Raw genomic sequence first — 17,090 nt, 5'->3', positions numbered from 1 at the left:
CGGATCACTACCCACAAGGCGGTTGCTCCATGAAACGACTCCTGTCCACGGTCAGCGGCCTCGTGATGGTGGCCGCCCTGCTCACAGCCGGCCCGTCACCGGCGCGGGCGGTCGACCCCACCAGGGGCTACCCGGGGATCTGCACGGGCGCGGACGCGCTCACCGGCGTGACCGTCGTGATCGACTTCCAGGAGCTCCACAACAACGGTGGGGTGCCGGCATCGACGATCACCCGATGCTCGCCGAACGCCAACCCCGGCACCGCCCGTACGGGCATCAAGGCGTTGCAGGACGCCGGCATCTCGGTCGCCGGCACCGCGCAGTGGGGGCTCGGATTCGTGTGCCGGCTGGAGGGCCGGCCGTCGGCGACGGAGAACATCCCGCGCGTCAGCAACCCGACCTACAAGGAGCAGTGCGTGGTGACGCCGCCGGCCGAGGCGTACTGGTCCTACTGGCACGCCAACGGCGCCGGCACCACGTGGACCTACAGCAGCTTCGGTGCGCTCAACCGCAACGTCGTACCGGGTGGTTTTGAAGGCTGGTCGTTCTCGCTCAACCGCAACGCCTCGACCAACCCGGTGCCGCGGGTGACGCCCCGCAACCCGGCGGTCAACCCGCTCAACCAGACCGGCCGATGAAACCGCATCTGGTTCGGCTCGTGGCCGCGGCGGCCGTCGTCTACGTGACGGCGGCCGCCGTCCCCGCGTACGCGATCGACCACGGCAAGGGCAAGCCCGGATTCTGCACCTCCGGCAGCGGTGTGACCGTCGTGGTCGACTTCCAGCAGCTGGGTGGCACGACGATCGTGCGCTGCTTCCCGCAGAGTTCCCGGGGCACCGGCCTGGACGCGCTCAAGGGCGCCGGGTTCCAGATCGCCGGCGCCCAGCGCTGGGGCGAGGCGTTCGTCTGCCGGGTCGAGAACCGACCGTCGGCGGTCGAGCAGGTACCAATCTCCGGTAACCCCGACTACCGGGAAGCGTGCGTCGACACCCCACCGGCAAAGGCTTACTGGTCCTACTGGCACGCCGGGAACAACTGCCCCTGGCAGTACAGCCAGTGGGGCGTCAAGAACCGCGACTTCGTCCAGGGTGGGTTCGAGGGCTGGTCGTTCTCCCTGAACGCGACCGCCGCGTCCAACCCGGTGCCGCGCATCGCCGCCGTCCGGCCGGGGACCGAGGGCAGGGCCTGTAACGCCTCGGAGGAGCCGCCGCCGATTTCGGACGACCCCGACGAGCAACGACCGCCGCGACCGGATCCGCCGGCCCCACCCGGCAACGGCAACCCCGCCGGTGGCACCGACGACGGCAACCCCGGTGGTGGCGACGGCGACGGCGGTCGCGCGCCGAACACCGGTGGCGCACCGCCCGCGCCGACGACCAGCGGGACGGCGCTCCCGCCGCCGCGACCCCAAGCGACCGCTACGGGTACGGTGGCCGCCGCGAGCCCGGCCGAGAACGTCGCCTTCAGTGGCGGCGAGCGGGCCGAGGACGTCAACGAGGTGATCCGCAGACAGTCCGGCGCGAGCCGGTGGGCGCCGTGGGCAGCCCTGGGCGCGATAGTCGTCCTCGTGGTGACGACGTGGTGGACCGCCCGTCGCCGATCCCGGAAGGCGTGATGCGTCCGTTGTACTTCCTACCCCGCGACCTGCACCCCGCCGCCTGGTGGGTGTGGGCCCTGGGGCTGGCGACGGCGGCGAGCCGCACCACCAACCCGTGGCTGCTGATCACGATCATCGTGGTGGCCTGCCTGACGGTGGTGGCTCGCCGCTCGGACGCGCCGTGGGCGTTGGCGTTCCGGCTCTATCTCTACCTCGCCGCGGTCATCGTGGTCATGCGGGTCTTCTTCCGGTTCGTCTTCGGCGGCGCCGAAGGCGCCACGATCATCGTCCGGCTACCGGAGATCCCCCTGCCGGCCTGGGCGGCCGGTGTCCGGCTGCTCGGAGACGTGTCCGCGGAGTCCGTCCTCGGCGGTCTCTACGACGGGCTGCGTCTGGCCACGATGGTCGTCTGCCTCGGCGCGGCGAACGCCCTGGCCAACCCGAAGCGGCTGCTCAAGGCGATGCCGGCCGCCCTGTACGAGCTCGGCACCGCGGTCACCGTCGCGCTGTCGGTGTTCCCGCAGCTGGCCGAGAGTGTGCTCCGGGTGCGGCAGGCCCGCAAGCTGCGCGGCGGCACCGGCCGGGGCGTGCCGAGCCTGCGGGCGATCGTCATCCCGGTGCTCGCCGACGCCCTCGACCGGTCGCTGATGCTCGCCGCGTCGATGGACTCCCGGGGCTACGGCCGCGCCGGGGTGGCCACGACCCGCGCCCGCACGCTCACCGGCACCCTGATGGTCATCGGTCTGCTCGGCGTGTGCGTCGGCGTCTACGCCACCCTCGACGGCACCACGCCCCGCTACCTCGCCGCGCCCGTGCTGGTCGCCGGAATCGTCGTGGCGTTGCTCGGCTTCCGCAGCGCCGGCGGTCGGGTACGCCGCACCCGCTACCGCCCCGACCGGTGGCAGCTCGCGGAGGTTGTCGTCGCCGCCAGCGGCCTCGCCACCGCCGTCGTCGTGTTCGCGACATCCAGCGTCGACCCGACCAACCTCAACCCGTCGCTGATCTCACTGTCCTGGCCGATGCTGTCGTGGCCACCGCTGATCGGAGTGCTGCTCGGCGTGGCGCCCGCGTATCTGTCCCCGCCGCCGGCCCCGCCGCTCGACCCGGCCGACGGGCCCGGTGTCGAACCCGAACGCCCCACGAAGGTGCCCACATGATCGTCCTGGACCGCGTCAGCTTCCGGTACCGCGACGTCCCGGAACCCGTCCTGGCAGACGTCAGCCTGGAGATCGGCGAAGGCGAACTGGTAGTGCTCGCCGGCCGTACCGGCGTCGGCAAGTCCACCCTGCTCGGCACCTTCAACGGCCTCGTCCCGCACTTCACCGGCGGCCACCTCGACGGTACGGTCACCGTCGCCGGCGCCAGCACCCGGACCCTGCCGCCCCGGGAGTTGGCCCACCTCGTCGGCGTCGTCGGCCAGGACCCGCTCGCCGGGTTCGTCACCGACACCGTCGAGGAGGAACTCGCGTACGGCATGGAGCAACTCGGCGTCGCACCGCAGGTGATGCGGCGCCGCGTCGAGGAGACCCTGGATCTGCTCGGCATAGCCGACCTGCGCCGGCGTGCGCTGCGTACCCTCTCCGGCGGTCAGCAGCAGCGGGTGGCGATCGGCGCGGTCCTGACCATGCATCCGCCGGTGCTGGTTCTCGACGAGCCCACGTCGGCTCTCGACCCCACCGCCGCCGAGGACGTCCTCGCGACGCTGGCCCGGCTCGTCAACGACCTCGGCACCACGGTCGTGATGGCCGAGCACCGGCTTGAGCGCGTGGTGCCGTTCGCGGACCGCATGATCCACCTGCCCGGCGACGGCTCCGTCGTCGACGGGCCGCCCACGGACGTGCTCACGTCCATTCCGGTCGCCCCGCCGATAGTGGAACTCGGGCGCCTGGCCGGCTGGACGCCGCTGCCACTGTCGGTACGCGACGCGCGCCGCCGTACCGGGCCGCTGCTGCGTGACCTCGCCGCCGCGAACGTCCCCCGGCGGCCCGCACCCGTCGGTGACGACCCGCCGCTGCTGTCCGCGACGAGCATCCTGGTCCGCTACGGCGTCACCGTCGCCGTCCGTGGCGTCGATCTGGACCTGCACGCCGGCAAGGTAGTGGTCGTGATGGGCCGCAACGGCTCCGGGAAGTCCTCCCTGCTCTGGGCGATCCAGGGCAGCGGCCCACGCCAGGACGGCAGGGTACGCGTCGCCGGCGACGATCCGAAGGATCTGCCCAGCGGCGCGGCACGGGCCCTGGTCGGGTTGGTCCCGCAGTCCGCTGGTGACCTGCTCTTCCTGGAGACGGTCGAGCAGGAGTGCGAGGCCGCCGACCGGGAGTCGCGGGCGGCCCCCGGCTCCTGCCGACAACTGCTCGACCGTCTCGCGCCGGGCATCGCCGACGACAAACACCCGCGCGACCTGTCCGAGGGACAACGGCTCGCCCTCGTCCTGGCCATCCAGCTCACCGCGGCGCCGAGGGTGATGCTGCTCGACGAGCCGACCCGCGGGCTCGACTACCCGGCCAAGGCCGCCCTCGGCACGATGATCGCCGACCTGGCCGGGCAGGGCCGGGCGGTGGTCGTCGCCACCCACGATGTCGAGTTCGTCGCCCGCATCGCCGACCGGGTCGTCGTCCTCGCCGAGGGAGAGATCGTCTCCGACGGCCCGACGGCCGAGGTTCTCGGCGGATCCCCGGCGTTCGCGACCCAGGTCGCGAAGATCCTCGGCCCGGACTGGCTCACCGTCGCCGAGGTCGACGCCGCACTGGGTCGGCGGGCCGGAGCGAGCCGGGACTCCGTACCGTGCGGGGAGGAGCGGTGACGCGTCGGTGGGGTCGTGACGACCAGGCCGTACGGCTGGGGCCGCGTTCGGCGGTGGTGTTGACCCTGGCCTCGATCGCCGGGCTGATGATGTTCGTCTGGCCGCTGCTGGTACGGGTCGAGCCGCAGAGCATGCAGCACGGTCCGGACGCCCCGTTCGTGTTCATCGGCATCCTGCCGATCCTCATCGTGGTCGTCCTCGCCGAACTCTCCGAGGGCGGCATGGACGCCAAGGCGCTGGCGATGCTCGGCGTCCTCTCGGCCGTCAACGCGGCCCTGCGCCCGCTCGGCGCCGGCACCGCCGGGATCGAGACCGTCTTCTTCGTGCTCGTCCTCGCCGGCCGGGTCTTCGGCGCCGGCTTCGGGTTCGTACTCGGATGCACGTCGCTGTTCGCGTCGGCGTTGCTGACCGCCGGGGTCGGACCGTGGCTGCCGTTCCAGATGCTCTGCTCGGCGTGGATCGGCATGGGCGCCGGCCTGCTGCCACGTGGGGTGACCGGCAGGGCCGAGATCGCGATGCTCGTCGGCTACGGCGTCGTCGTCGCCTACGCCTTCGGGTTCCTGATGAACCTGTGGTTCTGGCCGTTCATCACCGGCGCCGAGGTCGACTACTACGCCGGGCACATCTCCTATGTTCCCGGCGCGCCGGTGCTGGAGAACCTGCACCGTTTCGCGATCTTCACGCTGTTGACCTCGACCGCGGGCTGGGACACCGGCCGGGCGATCACCAACACCGTCGCGATCCTCATGCTCGGTCCGGCCGTGTTGGCGACGCTGCGCCGGGCGGCCCGCCGGGCCTCCTACGGCGTGGTCGCAACGTTCGGACCGACCACCCCGGCGGCGGCGCCACCCGACGCTGTCGCCCTGCCCGCGGCACCCCGTGCCGCCGACGACGGTGACGTCGCCAACACCGCCTGATCCGCTGTCAGCGCCGACCGGCGGTCACCACCGAACCGGCGTCACCCCCGGCCCGCTGCCGCATCGTCGCGACGCCGACGGGTGAGGAGCATCAGGGCGATCCCGCCGCCGACAGTGCCGAGCCCGACGACGGAGAAGGTCACGATCGACAGGCCGGTGGTCGGCAGGTTGCCGCCTGCGCCGTTCGGCGGCGCTGTCGTGGTGGCCGGCGCGGACGTCGGAGTCGCCGTGACGGAACCGCTGGGGCCGGGGGTGCTCGACGGGGTCTGGCTGGGGTTACCGGTCGGACTCTGCGACGGCCCGCCGCTCGAAGTCGCGGACACGGTGGGCGAAGGTGTGGCTGAGCCGGTGGGGGAGGCGGTCGGTGTCGGCCCGGTGCCGTCGTCGGCACCGATCTCGCCGAGGGGGACCTGGGTGAGCCCGAGAATGGCCTGCGTGGTCGCCCGCCGCCACTGGTCGAGCGCGAACTCCTCGATCCCGGAGGCGACGGCCGAGGCGAAACTCTCGGGCGTGTAGGCGATGGCACCGGCGTGGGCGGCGGCCGCGCCACCGTTCGCGGCGGTCAGCTGCTGGGCCACGACGAACTCGGCGGCGTTCCCGGCGGCGTCGGTGTCGCCGGCGGCGGCCAGCGCCTGCCCGCCCAGGCCGGTGCTGTTGGTGTTGGGATAGTCGGTGACGACGGAGCCGTTGAACGAGCCGTTCTCGGCCTGCACCGACCGGAGCCAGTCGGTGGCGGCCGCGACGGGCTCCGAGGTGCCGGTGGCGCCGGCCCGCTCGGCGGCGATCAACGCCTGGACGACCATACCGGTGGTGTCCACGTCGGGAATCCGGTTGTCTTCGGGGTCCTCGGCGCAGGAGGTGCCGCCGGCCCCCGGGTAGAGTCGGAAGCCGCCGCCGGGACACTGCTGTGTGACGAGGAAGTCGACGACCGGCTGCGGTACGCCACCGGAGCGGGCCAGTCCGAGCACCGCGAGGGACTGCCCGAACATGTTCTCGCCCATCAGACTGCCGGCGTAGTCGTCGTGGAGCCACCCGTTCATCGGCCCGTCCTCGGCGCCGAAGACGAGGTCGAGGGTCCGCTGTCGCCAGTTGTCGCCGCCGAAGTCGGTGCCGTCCTCGCCGCCGGCTGCGGCTGCGGCGAGGACCTTGGCGGTGCTCCCGCCGTCCCGGTACGCGAGGTCGCCGTCGCGGAAGACCGCGTAGCCGTCACCGTTCGCGGCGACCGCTTCGGTGATCTGCGTGACCGCCGCGGGTTGGGTGCCGGTTGCCTGCAACGCGAACAGGGCGTCGATGGTCAGGCCCCAGTCCGTGCCGGCGAAGCCGGGCAAGCCTCCGTCGACGAGCTGCCCGGTGAGCCAGTCGGCGGCGAGTTCGGCGGCTTGGGCGGCCACCGGGTCGGGGGCGGCCTCGGCGGCACGCGGGCTCGACAACGGGCCGACGCCGGCCACGACGGCGGTGACGATTCCGACGAGGGTGACGGTCACGGGAGCGAGCGGGCCACGGGGCATGGCGGGTGCCTTTCCGGACGGTGACCGGGTCCCGTCCGCCGCGCCGCAGGGTGGCGGACACGCACGAAGGGGGCTCGATCCGCATTCCACGACAGATGACGCCGTACGTTCCAGTTCGGGCATTCCGGCTTGCGGACCAGGGGTTCGCACACGGTTGCGGGTCAGCGCCGGATTTGCACCGGCTTCCCCCGACTGGGAACGAATGAAGTTGTGCGCGCGGCAACGGGTGGAAGTGGTCGCGCGAGCCGGACGTTACGGCATCCGGCCTGGCGGGACAACCGAAGGCGACCCCGCGTACGCGGGGTCGCGGGCGGTTCCGGCCCGGATCCCATCGTCGGGGCGATTGACGGCCATACTGTCCTCTGTGCACACTGACCGCGACAACTTGATAGCCGCGCGTTGATAGGGGAAGTCCGGTCGAAACCCGGCGCTGGCCCGCAACGGTAGGCGACAGGCCATCCAGGTCTGCCGCGAGCCCGAATGCCTGTCGGCGCGTGTCCAGGATTCCTCCATCCGTCGTGGCTCACGGGTCGGAACCATCCGGCCTCCTGTGCGCGTTGGGTCGGGTCGTCTCGACCACGGGGCCAGGAAAGGCCCAGCTTGATGGTCCTCTCGTCCCCGCGCGTTCGTGCCGCGTTGGCCGCCCTCACCATGATCGCCACGGCCACGCCGGCCACGGCATCCTCGCCGCCGACCCACAACCGTGTCGACGCCGCCGCCGGATGGCTTGCCCGGCAGATGGTCGACGGCGACCACCTCGAAACCGTCTTCGGCGACGTCTCCTATCCGGACGCCGGGCTGACCATCGACGCCGTCTTCGCCTTCGCCGCCGCGAAGTCGTCCGGCACCAACGCCGCCGCGGCCACGACCTGGCTCGGGCAGCCCTCGGTGCTCACCGGCTACGTCGGCGACGGCATCGGCGAGGCGTACGCGGGTGCGACCGCCAAGCTCTCCCTCGCCGCCCAGGTCAGTGGCCTCGACCCGGCCTCGTTCGGCGGGGTCGACCTCCTCACCCGCCTTCGTGGCCTTCAGGACCCGTCGGGTCGGTTCTCCGACCGGTCCGCGTACGGCGACTTCAGCAACGCGTTGTCCCAGTCCTTCGCGATCCTCGCTCTTGACCGGGCCGGTGGCGCTCCGTCGGCGGCGGTGGACTTCCTCGTCGGGAGCCGGTGCGCCGACGGCGGGTTCCCGGTGCAGTTCGGGCAGCCGACCTGCGAGAGCGACGTGGACGCGACCGCGATGGCCGTCCAGGCGCTCATCGCCGCCGACCACCGCCCCGCCGCGAGGCCGGGCATCGGGTGGCTGGTCGGTGTCCAGGCCGCCGACGGTTCGTTCACGGGCGCCGGCGTTGCCAACGCCAACAGCACCGGTCTGGCCGCGCAGGCGTTGGCGGCCGCCGGACGCCCCGTTGCCTGGCTCAGGGCGCGACAGTTCATCCTCGGACTCCAGGTCGGCTGTACCGGTGCCGCATCCGACCGGGGCGCGATCGCCTACGGCGCCGCGGGCTTCGACCCGGGCACCGCCCCGCGCGCCACCGCACAGGCAGTCCCCGGCGCAGCCGGCGCCCCGCTCGGCAGCCTCTCCGCCGCCGGATCGTCCTCAACCGCGCCGACGCTGGCCTGCCAGCCGTAACGCGAACCGTCGTGGTGGGGTGGCGCCGACCCGGGCCACCCCACCGCCGCCGTGGACCCGCTCGCCCGACCGGTTGCTCCGGCGCTTGAGACGCACGTCACACTCATCCGAGAACCGGAAGCGGGATGCCGGTCGTCTAGCCCGGTGTGAGAGGACGTGGCCCGGTGGGCGATTCCCAGCCGGACGGGAAGGCGATGCCTTCCAGCGCGCCACGAGCCATCGACAAGGAGACCAGATGGTACGCGTGGTGAGCGTCGAGGAGATGGCGCCGACGGCGTACGCCTGGCCGGTGCACGCGCAGGGGCTGAGTCTGCGGGCCGGGCGGCACATGGCCGTCGACGGACTCGACCTCGCGCTGGGGATCGGTGTGCACGGGCTGCTCGGCCCGAACGGCGCCGGCAAGACGACGCTGATCCGGGCGCTCGCCACCGTGCTGCGGCCGGTGTCCGGTCGGCTGGAGATCCTCGGCCAGCCCGTCCACGGCGATGGCGATCTACGGGCGGTCCGGCGCGCACTCGGTTACCTGCCGCAGGACTTCGGGTACTACCGCCGGTTCACCGTCCGGGAGTTCCTGGAGTACGTCGCGTGGCTGAAGGAGATGCCGCCGCGCGACGTACCCGACGCCGTGCAACGGGCGATCGAGCGGGTCGACCTCACCGCGCGGGCCGGCAGCACCATGCGGTCGCTCTCCGGCGGCATGGTACGCCGCGTCGGCATCGCCCAGGCGATCGTGAGCGCACCGACCCTCCTGTTGCTGGACGAGCCCACCGTCGGCCTCGATCCGGAACAGCGGATGACCATCCGGGCGATGCTGCGCGACCTCGGCCGCGACACCTGCGTGGTGGTGGCCACCCATCTGGTCGAGGACGTGGCCGCGGCCTGCACCGACGTGGTGCTGCTGCACGAGGGCCGGCTCGTCTTCCAGGGGGTGCCCGACGACCTGGCGGCCGAGGCCGCCGGGGGCCCGGAAGCAGACGGCGACAGTGAGCTGGAACGCGGGTACGCGATGCTGATGCGCCGCCACCGCGGGTCGGGTGGTGTGCGATGACCCGCCGGATCGTCCAAATCGAGCTGCGCCGCTCCGCGGTGCTCTGGATCGGTGTGCCCGCCGCCGCCCTGGCGTGGGTGATGGTCGGTGACGCCGAACGCTGGGACGGGCTGTGGATGGCGACGGTGCTCGTCCACGCGAGCAACCTGGGACTGTTGTGGCCGCTGGCCCTGGCCGGCGGTGCCTGGCAGGGGCGTCGCGACCGGGCGGCGCGGATCACCGAACTGATGTCGTCCATGCCGCGCACCGGCGCCAGCCGGACCGCGCCGGTGGCGTTCGCCCTCGCCGGATGTCTGGCCGGCGGGTACGTACTGAGCCTGCTCGACGGGCTCGTCCGCGCGATGCTGGCCGCGTCGTACCAGCCGCCGGGTTGGTACTGGCCGCTCCTGGCCGCCGCGCTGGGCATCGCGGCGGCCGGACTACTCGGGCTCGGGCTCGGCCGGCTGATGCCGTCGCGGCTGACCGCACCGCTGCTGGCGGTCGCCGGGCTCGTCGTGATCCTCGGCTCGCAGCTGCTCTGGGAGGACACCGGTTCCCGGGCACTGCTGCTGGCCCCCGGCTACCTCGGAACCAACGACGAATACTCCAGGGTGGACTGGCACGCCGTCGTCGGGCAGGCGGTGTGGTTCGTCGCTCTCGCGGCCACCGGCTGGGCACTGCTGATCGCCGGTACGCGCCGGACCAGGCTCCTCGCCGCGCTGCCGGCCGTCCTCGGTGTCGCCGTCGCCCTGGCCGTGCTGCCGCCGGCCGACCGAGCGGCGCCACTCGACCCGCTCGCCGCCGAACTGGTCTGTGCCGACGGGGAACCACGGGTGTGCGTCACCCAACTGTACGAGCCGTTCCTGCCGCAGCTCGTGGACCCGGCCCGGCGGGCACTGACCACCCTCGGCCGGCTGCCCCATCCGCCGACCGCCGTCGTCCAGGAGACCGGCACGTACGGTGGTTTCGTCGAGCAGCGCCCCGACACCGTCCACCTGAGCCTGACGGTGGTCGGCGACGGGACGATCAGCACCGGTGCGGCCTCGATCGAGGAGGACATCCTCGACGGCGCCGGCACCTGGAAGTGCGGCGCCGCCGACGCCGACACCGACGCGTGGATCCGCATCGACGCCGCCCGGACCGCCGCGGGACTCTGGCTGCGGGGCGCCGACGCCGCGCCGGAGTACCTGTGGACACCGGTCCGTGAGCTGGCCGACAAGGCGTTGGCCACCCTGCGGGCGTTGCCGGTGGACGCGCAGGTGGACCGGGTGGCCGCGATGCGCGACGCCGCCATCGACTGCCGGCCGGACCTGTACGACATCCTCACCGGGGCGTGACGTGAAGCTCACGATCGTCGGGGCGACCGGCGGCATCGGCAGCCAGCTTCTCGTCCAGGCCGTCGCCGCCGGGCACGAGGTCACCGCCGTCGTACGGAATCCGGCAAGGCTGCCCCACGACACGCCGGTACGCGTCGTCACGGCTGATCTCTCGGCCGCCGGTCCGGTGGATCTGCGGGCCGCGGTCGACGGGTCCGACGCGGTGCTCTCCGGGCTCGGGGCGCGCTCGGGTGCCGAGGCGGGCGTCGCCTCACGGGGCACCCGGGCGCTGGTGCGGGCGATGCGGGCGACCGGCGTACGACGGGTGGTCGTCGTCAGCGCCGCGTCGGTCGGTACCGTACCGTCGCCGGGGCGACCGAACCCGCCGAGGCACAACCCCGGCGACGGGTTCTTCATGCGACACCTGGCCGCGCCACTGGCCAAGGCGGCGTTCCGCAGGCACTACGGCGACCTGGCCCTGATGGAGGACGTCCTGCGGGACAGCGAACTGGACTGGACCGTCTCCCGCCCACCCCGCCTGCTCGACCGGCGGTGGAAACGGAGCTACCGGACGGCGTACGGGCAGAACGTCCGCGCCGGAATGTTCATCGCCCGCGCCGATGTCGCCCACCACATGCTCGACGTGCTCGACCGTCCCGAGACGTTCCGACGCGTCATCGGAATCGCGTACTGACCTCCACCGGCAAGTCTTGAGGTAAGGAGCAGGACATCCATCCTCCGAAGAGTTTTGGGCGCCCGGGCGACATCCGTGGGCTCGGATGGTCGGCCGGGGTCGGCGCGCGGTGGGCCGCGTGAGGCGACGGCGGCTACACCGGGCGACGTTCGTCGCGGCCGGGGCGTACAACATCGCCTGGGGTTGCTACGCGGTCCTCGATCCGCAGTGGTTCTTCCGCCTCAGCGGGCTGCCGCCGTCGAACTCGCCGCAGCTATTCGCCTGCCTCGGCATGGTCCTCGGCCTGTACGGTCTGCTCTACCTGGAGGTGGCCCGGCAGCCCGAACACGGCTGGCCGGCGGCCGCCGTCGGGCTGGCCGGCAAGATCCTCGGGCCGCTGGGCCTGGCGTGGCTGATCGTCACCGGCGTCTGGCCGATCGGTACGGTGGTCATCATCGTCACGAACGATCTGATCTGGTGGTTGCCCTTCGGTCGCTACCTCGTTGACGCCTGGCCGGACTTCCGAGCCTCGTGGAATCCCCGGCCGCGCCAATCCGGTTGGGTACAGGACGTTCCCGACGCGCCCCGGTGAGCGCCCCGGCCGACCGGCGAATGGCGAGAGACGTGGTGGTGACGGCGTGATGCGTGGTTGGCGAGCGTGGACCCGCCGGCAGTGGCCGCTGGCCGTACTGCTGGTGATACTGATGGCGGCCGACGTGGAGTCGGCGCGGGGTCTGCCCTTCTTCGACCAGTGGTGGGGGCTGCCCGGCGCCGCCGTGATGTCCGGCCTGGCGTTGGTGGCGCCCCGATGGCCGGTAGGGGTCGGCGTCGCCGCCGCCGTGGTCCTGCTCCTCGGGTCGACGGTGTTGCGGCTGTCCGATGCCGTGCTCCTGTCGGCTGGCGGGCCGCTGCTGTTCGCCGAGGTCGCCGCGCTGATGGCGGTCGTCGTGTCCGTCGTCCGGGTGGTTCCCGGCGCTACCGCCGTCGGCGTCGTCGGGCTGTTGGTCGCCGGCTTCGTCGGGGCGCAGGTGCTCCGGCCCGGCGACCCCGACTCGCCTCGCGACCTGGGATGGGCGTTCCTGCTGCAAGCCGTGATCCTGACCGGTCTGTCGGTCACCGCCGGGCGGTCCCTGCGCAAACGCGACGACGAGCAGGCCCGCGCGACGCGGGCGGCGGTGGTGGCGGCGCAGCAGCGCGAGCGGGTGCGCCTGGCCCGGGAACTGCACGATGTGGTGGCACACCACATCGGGGGAATGGTGGTGCAGGCACAGGCGGCCCAGGCCGTGGCGGGCAACGATCCCGGCGCGCCGGCCCGGGTGCTACCCGCGATCGAGGGGGCCGGGACCGACGCGTTGTCCGCGATGCGCCGGATGGTCGCCGCGCTGCGCGACAGCGACCCGGACGGTGGTGGAAGCGGTACGCCGCTGACCCGGACCGCGGATCTGACCGCCGATCTGCGTGCCGTCACGGCGTCTCCGACGGGTGGCACACCGGTGCGGTTGGCGGTGGACCTCGTCGAGCCCGTACCGGCAGAGGTCGCGACCTCCGTGCTCCGCCTGGTGCAGGAGTCGGTGACCAACGCGCGTCGGCACGCCGCCGGGGCGCGGGAGATCGCCGTCGGGGTACGGGCCGAGGACGGGATCGCGCAGGTGCTGGTCACCGACGACGGCCGGCCCGCAGGGGAGCCGAAGACGTACGGCGGGGGGTACGGTCTGGTCGGCATGCGTGAGCGGGTGCAGTTGCTCGGTGGACGGTTCTCGGCCGGCAGGACACCGGGCGGGGGATGGCAGGTGATGGCCGACGTGCCGCTACGGGATCCGGGGCAGTAGGACATGCGTGTGTTGATCGCCGACGACCAGGAGCTGATCCGGGTCGGGTTCAGGATGATCCTGGAGGCCCAGCCGGACATCACCGTGGTGGCCGATGTCGCCGACGGCCTCGCCGCGGTGGACGCCGCCCGCCGGTTGCGTCCGGACGTGTGCGTGCTGGACGTACGGATGCCGGGCCTGGACGGGCTGGAGGTGACCCGGCTGCTCGCCGGCCCCGACGTCGCCGACCCGATCGCGGTTGTCGTCGTCACCACGTTCGACGTCGACGAGTACGTCAACACCGCGCTCCAGTTCGGCGCGAGCGGGTTCCTGCTCAAGGACTGCGGACCCGCGTTGCTGGTCGAGGCCGTCCGCGCGGCCGTACGCGGCGATGCGCTGGTGGCACCCCAGGTCACGGTGCGGCTGCTGCGTCACTTCCGGCAGCGACCGCAGGCCCGGACGACGGTGCCGGTCCAGGCGCTGACCGACCGGGAGACCGATGTGGTGCGGGCGGTGGCACGCGGCCGGACCAACCATGAGATCGCGGCGGACCTGTTTGTCGCGGTGTCCACCGTCAAGACGCATCTTGCCGCCGCGCAGGCGAAGCTCGGTGTGCGGAACCGGGTCGAGGTCGCCTCCTGGGCCTGGCACACCGGCCTGCTCGACGACCGGTAGCCCAGCACGACTTCTCCACCTTTCGGGGGAGGCCGCCGCGCGCGATCTCATCTCAGCGCCGGGCCGGCGTCGGCTCGCAGCCGGAGGGCAGCGTGGCCGGCAGACGGAATTCTCTACCGCATGACCCCGACAGTGGCCGATTCGAACACCGCCGAACCCGACGTCACCGTGCCGACGAGCACGCCCGGATCGCCCCCTCGCATCGCCGCCCTCGATGCCCTACGGGGCTTCGCCCTGGCCGGCATCCTGCTGGTGAACATCCCGTGGGGAATCGTCACCATCCGAATGCCGTCCGGTCCGTCATCGGGTGGCCGCTACTTCGCCGTCGAGGTGCTCGAATACACCGTCCAGGGCCGGTTCTTCCCCATCTTCTCCTTCCTGTTCGGCGTCGGCTTCGCACTGTTCCTCGACACCGCCGCCGCCCGATCCCGCCGCCCGCGGCTGGTGCTGCTGCGCAGGCTCGCCGTGCTGGGCGTCCTGGGCATCGCCCACCAGCAACTCCACGGCGGAGAGGCGCTGCTTCCGTACGCGATCTTCGGGGTCCTGGTCCTGCTGCCCGCGTCCTGGCTGCCCCGGTGGATCATTGCCCCGATGGCCGGCGTCGCGCTCGTCGCCGGCATCCTTCTCGGCGGCGGACTGCTGCTCATTCCCGGACTGTTCCTGCTCGGAATGACCGCGGTGCGCTACGGCATCGTGGAGACCCTGCCCCGGCGCCGCACGCAGACAGCGGTGCTGTTCTGCCTCTCCGCTGCGGCGGCGATCTCGGCCACCGCCTGGCAGGCGGCCACCTACACCACCCCGAACGGGGAGATCGCCGCGGCGATCGCCGGACTGCTCGGCGCCACCGCCTACGGCACCGGTCTGCTCCTCCTGCTCGGCACCCGGGTCGGGACCGTGGTCGAGCGGGTCCTGGCGCCGCTGGGCCGCATGGCCCTGACCAACTACGTCGGCGCCACCCTGATCGCGGCGGCCGCCGGACCACTGCTCGGGCTGTACCAATCCGCCCACTACGGCCGCATGCTCCTGCTGGCCGCCGCGATCCTGGCCAGCCAGGCCCTCTTCAGCCGCTACTGGCTGGCCCGACACCGGTACGGGCCACTGGAATGGATCTGGCGCTGCCTGACCTGGTGGGCCCGGACCCCCAACCGACGCATGCCAGCATGACCGCCTCGCCGACGTCGGCACTGCTCCGACAGCGGCCCCGCCCTGCGGTGCCTATCCCCAGCAGGATGTGGTTGGGGATGGAACGGCTCGCAATACTGTGAGTCATGGACGCGAAACGACAGCTCGGTGACTTCCTCCAGGCCCGACGCTCCCAGTTGCGGCCGGGGACACCGGGGTAGCTACCTTCGGTGACCGCCGCCGGGTACGAGGGCTACGCCGGGAGGAGCTGGCCCTGCTGGCCGGCGTGAGCGTCTCGTACTACTCGCGGCTGGACCAGGGCCAGGCCGTCAACGCCTCGCCCGAGGTGTTGGACGCCCTCGCCCGAGCCCGGCTCGTCGACGGGCAGTGGCTGCCGACGTTCCCGAATGCGACCTACCTGATGCCGGCCGCCGACTTCCACCACTGGAACCCCGCGAACAACCCCGGCATCGCCGGCAGTGTCAACGAGAACGCGTACGACGACAGCATCGCTCCCGTACACGCCGCCGGGCAGGTTCGACTGTGGGAGGACACGTACCCGATCGACGGCAACCTGCGGCTGGAAGCCGCACCCGGGCACACGCCCGGCCACGCGGTGATCAAGCTGGAGTCCGGCGGCGACCGGGCGCTGTTCGCCGGCGACATCGTCCACAGCCCGCTGCAACTGCAACGGCACGAGCACAGCAGTTGCTTCTGCGAGGACCCGTCCCGGGCGGCGACCACCCGACGCCGTCTGCTCGACTGGGCGGCAGACACCCGGGCGCTGGTGCTGCCGGCGCACTTCAGCGGTCACTCCGCCGTCGAGATCGAGCGGCACGGTGAGTCGTACGCCGTCAGGCAGTGGGGTGAGTTCCCCCGATACTGACCCTCGGCCGGGGCCCGCCGTCGACCTGCGCCGGCGGTGGGCCCCGTCCTCGTGCAGGCGCGATGCCACCGGCCAATGTCCGATGTGCACAATCAAAAGCTGTGGCGCCCCGACGGGACGCCACAGCTTCGTCGGCGGCGTGCTAGCCCTGCTTGGCCAGGTCGGAGCAGCTGGTTTCCTCGGGGAGCAGCGGCCGGAACGCGATCTTCCACCGCTTGCCGGCTGATTCCCACGGCGTGTCGCTGTTGGCCTTCTGAGCCGCGCCGATCACCTTGCTCGCCTCGTCGCCGGCGGCCAGCACGCAGCCGACGTCGACGCTGGCGTTGAGCCTGTCGCCCGGCAGGGCCGGCCCCGGCCAGGCCACGGCGGGCTGGGCCGGCAGCGCCGGGTCGGGCTGCGCCACGTGCGGTGTCGCGATCGCCGCGATCGCCGTCGGCGAGTAGGTTTCCGGCTCCGTGACCCGGTCGGCACCGAGCGTGGCTCGTACGTCGTTCAACTCGTTGACCAGGTCGGAGAGCTTCTTGCGGGCCGTCTTCTGCGCGTCGGTCAGGCCGCCGACGTCCTCCATGCCGAGCGCGACCACCTCCAACGTCTTGGTGCCCTCGGGGGTGGCCAACGTGAACCGGGTGTTCTGCACGTCGGCGACCGGGGGCTGGCCGACGTCGGCGGCGGTGCCGACACCCGCGTCCTGCGCCTTCTTGACCAGCGTCTGCACGTCTTCGGCTGAGATCACCGTCTGTAGCAGATTGGGTAGCGCAGGGCCGGGATAGATGAGCGTCACCGGCCCCTGGGTGATCACCCGGCCGTCGCCGTAGATCGACACCACCGGCAAACGGCTCGGGATCGTCTCGACCGGGACGTAGCCGCCGGTGTAGTCGATCCGCAGCACAACGGCGTCGGCGTCCAGGGACGCCACTTCCGCCGGAGGCGGGCTTCCAACGCTCGACTGGGGGCCGCAAGCGGTCAGCAGCAGCAGTGCCGGTGCGGTTGCCGCCAGGCCCAGACGGGATCTCCGTGTCGTCATGCCGGTCAGACGACGCGAACGGCGATCCGGTTCCCGGCGATCGTGGCGCGATCGAATCGGTGGCGAAGGGGTCCTCGCGGGCACCGGCACGACCGGGGAGTG

General features: G+C 72.3%; 16 protein-coding genes and 2 riboswitches. Of the genes, 14 read left to right on the top strand and 2 right to left on the bottom strand.

Features of this window, described 5'->3' with window-relative positions; genetic code table 11:
* Nucleotides 1-29: 29 nt before the first annotated feature.
* The 5 genes from OG792_RS19710 to OG792_RS19690 are packed head-to-tail and all read left to right on the top strand — an operon-like array spanning nt 30 to nt 5,317.
* A complete protein-coding gene (locus OG792_RS19710; protein ID WP_329100948.1) occupies nt 30-638 on the top strand; it encodes a hypothetical protein in 609 nt (202 codons plus the stop codon).
* A gap of 20 nt (nt 639-658) precedes the next feature.
* The gene (locus OG792_RS19705; protein ID WP_442932256.1) at nt 659-1,615 is read left to right on the top strand and encodes a hypothetical protein; all 957 of its coding nucleotides are present in this window, start codon (nt 659-661) and stop codon (nt 1,613-1,615) included.
* Nucleotides 1,615-2,754, top strand: coding sequence for an energy-coupling factor transporter transmembrane component T (locus tag OG792_RS19700; RefSeq protein ID WP_329111334.1), 1,140 nt, complete (start codon nt 1,615-1,617; stop codon nt 2,752-2,754). The genes OG792_RS19705 and OG792_RS19700 overlap by 1 nt, the downstream gene beginning before the upstream one ends.
* Nucleotides 2,751-4,400 carry an ABC transporter ATP-binding protein gene (locus tag OG792_RS19695; RefSeq protein ID WP_329100946.1) on the top strand — a complete coding sequence of 550 codons (1,650 nt, stop codon included), beginning with the start codon at nt 2,751-2,753 and terminating at the stop codon, nt 4,398-4,400. The genes OG792_RS19700 and OG792_RS19695 overlap by 4 nt, the downstream gene beginning before the upstream one ends.
* Nucleotides 4,397-5,317: an ECF transporter S component gene (locus OG792_RS19690; RefSeq protein WP_329100944.1), complete on the top strand. Its 921-nt coding sequence runs from the start codon at nt 4,397-4,399 to the stop codon at nt 5,315-5,317. Before OG792_RS19695 ends, OG792_RS19690 begins: the two co-directional genes overlap by 4 nt.
* A gap of 41 nt (nt 5,318-5,358) precedes the next feature.
* Here OG792_RS19690 and OG792_RS19685 read toward each other — a convergent pair whose 3' ends face one another.
* Nucleotides 5,359-6,801, bottom strand: coding sequence for a prenyltransferase/squalene oxidase repeat-containing protein (locus tag OG792_RS19685; protein WP_329100942.1), 1,443 nt, complete (start codon nt 6,799-6,801; stop codon nt 5,359-5,361).
* A gap of 141 nt (nt 6,802-6,942) precedes the next feature.
* A riboswitch (cobalamin riboswitch) is annotated at nt 6,943-7,014 on the bottom strand.
* 194 nt (nt 7,015-7,208) lie between these two features.
* Nucleotides 7,209-7,331: riboswitch (cobalamin riboswitch) on the top strand.
* Nucleotides 7,332-7,428: 97 nt separating this feature from the next.
* Here OG792_RS19685 and OG792_RS19680 point away from each other — a divergent pair.
* The 9 genes from OG792_RS19680 (at nt 7,429) to OG792_RS19635 (ending at nt 15,964) form a co-directional block, all read left to right on the top strand.
* Nucleotides 7,429-8,457 (top strand): prenyltransferase/squalene oxidase repeat-containing protein, encoded by a 1,029-nt coding sequence (locus tag OG792_RS19680; RefSeq protein ID WP_329100940.1) that lies wholly within the window; start codon nt 7,429-7,431, stop codon nt 8,455-8,457.
* 235 nt (nt 8,458-8,692) lie between these two features.
* Nucleotides 8,693-9,505: an ATP-binding cassette domain-containing protein gene (locus tag OG792_RS19675; RefSeq protein ID WP_329100937.1), complete on the top strand. Its 813-nt coding sequence runs from the start codon at nt 8,693-8,695 to the stop codon at nt 9,503-9,505.
* On the top strand, nt 9,502-10,821 hold the full coding sequence (locus OG792_RS19670) for a hypothetical protein (RefSeq protein WP_329100935.1): 1,320 nt from the start codon (nt 9,502-9,504) through the stop codon (nt 10,819-10,821). Before OG792_RS19675 ends, OG792_RS19670 begins: the two co-directional genes overlap by 4 nt.
* Nucleotide 10,822: 1 nt before the next feature.
* Nucleotides 10,823-11,494, top strand: a complete 672-nt coding sequence (locus OG792_RS19665) for an NAD(P)-dependent oxidoreductase (protein ID WP_329100933.1) — start codon at nt 10,823-10,825, stop codon at nt 11,492-11,494.
* 118 nt (nt 11,495-11,612) lie between these two features.
* Nucleotides 11,613-12,065: a hypothetical protein gene (locus OG792_RS19660; protein ID WP_329100931.1), complete on the top strand. Its 453-nt coding sequence runs from the start codon at nt 11,613-11,615 to the stop codon at nt 12,063-12,065.
* 49 nt (nt 12,066-12,114) lie between these two features.
* Nucleotides 12,115-13,302, top strand: a complete 1,188-nt coding sequence (locus tag OG792_RS19655) for a sensor histidine kinase (RefSeq protein ID WP_329100929.1) — start codon at nt 12,115-12,117, stop codon at nt 13,300-13,302.
* Between the two features lie 3 nt (nt 13,303-13,305).
* Entirely contained in the window at nt 13,306-13,956 is a 651-nt protein-coding gene (locus OG792_RS19650) for a response regulator transcription factor (RefSeq protein WP_329100928.1), read from the top strand.
* Nucleotides 13,957-14,076: 120 nt separating this feature from the next.
* Entirely contained in the window at nt 14,077-15,120 is a 1,044-nt protein-coding gene (locus OG792_RS19645; RefSeq protein WP_329100925.1) for a DUF418 domain-containing protein, read from the top strand.
* Nucleotides 15,121-15,364: 244 nt separating this feature from the next.
* Entirely contained in the window at nt 15,365-15,964 is a 600-nt protein-coding gene (locus tag OG792_RS19635) for an MBL fold metallo-hydrolase (RefSeq protein WP_442932254.1), read from the top strand.
* 142 nt (nt 15,965-16,106) lie between these two features.
* Here the strand turns inward: OG792_RS19635 and OG792_RS19630 are convergent, their stop codons facing one another.
* Nucleotides 16,107-16,988, bottom strand: a complete 882-nt coding sequence (locus OG792_RS19630; protein ID WP_329100923.1) for a hypothetical protein — start codon at nt 16,986-16,988, stop codon at nt 16,107-16,109.
* Between the last annotated feature and the right edge of the window lie 102 nt (nt 16,989-17,090).

The sequence above is a fragment of the Micromonospora sp. NBC_01699 genome (assembly GCF_036250065.1).
In the GTDB taxonomy this organism is placed as follows: domain Bacteria; phylum Actinomycetota; class Actinomycetes; order Mycobacteriales; family Micromonosporaceae; genus Micromonospora_G.
This window is presented reverse-complemented; position numbering and strand designations above follow the sequence as displayed.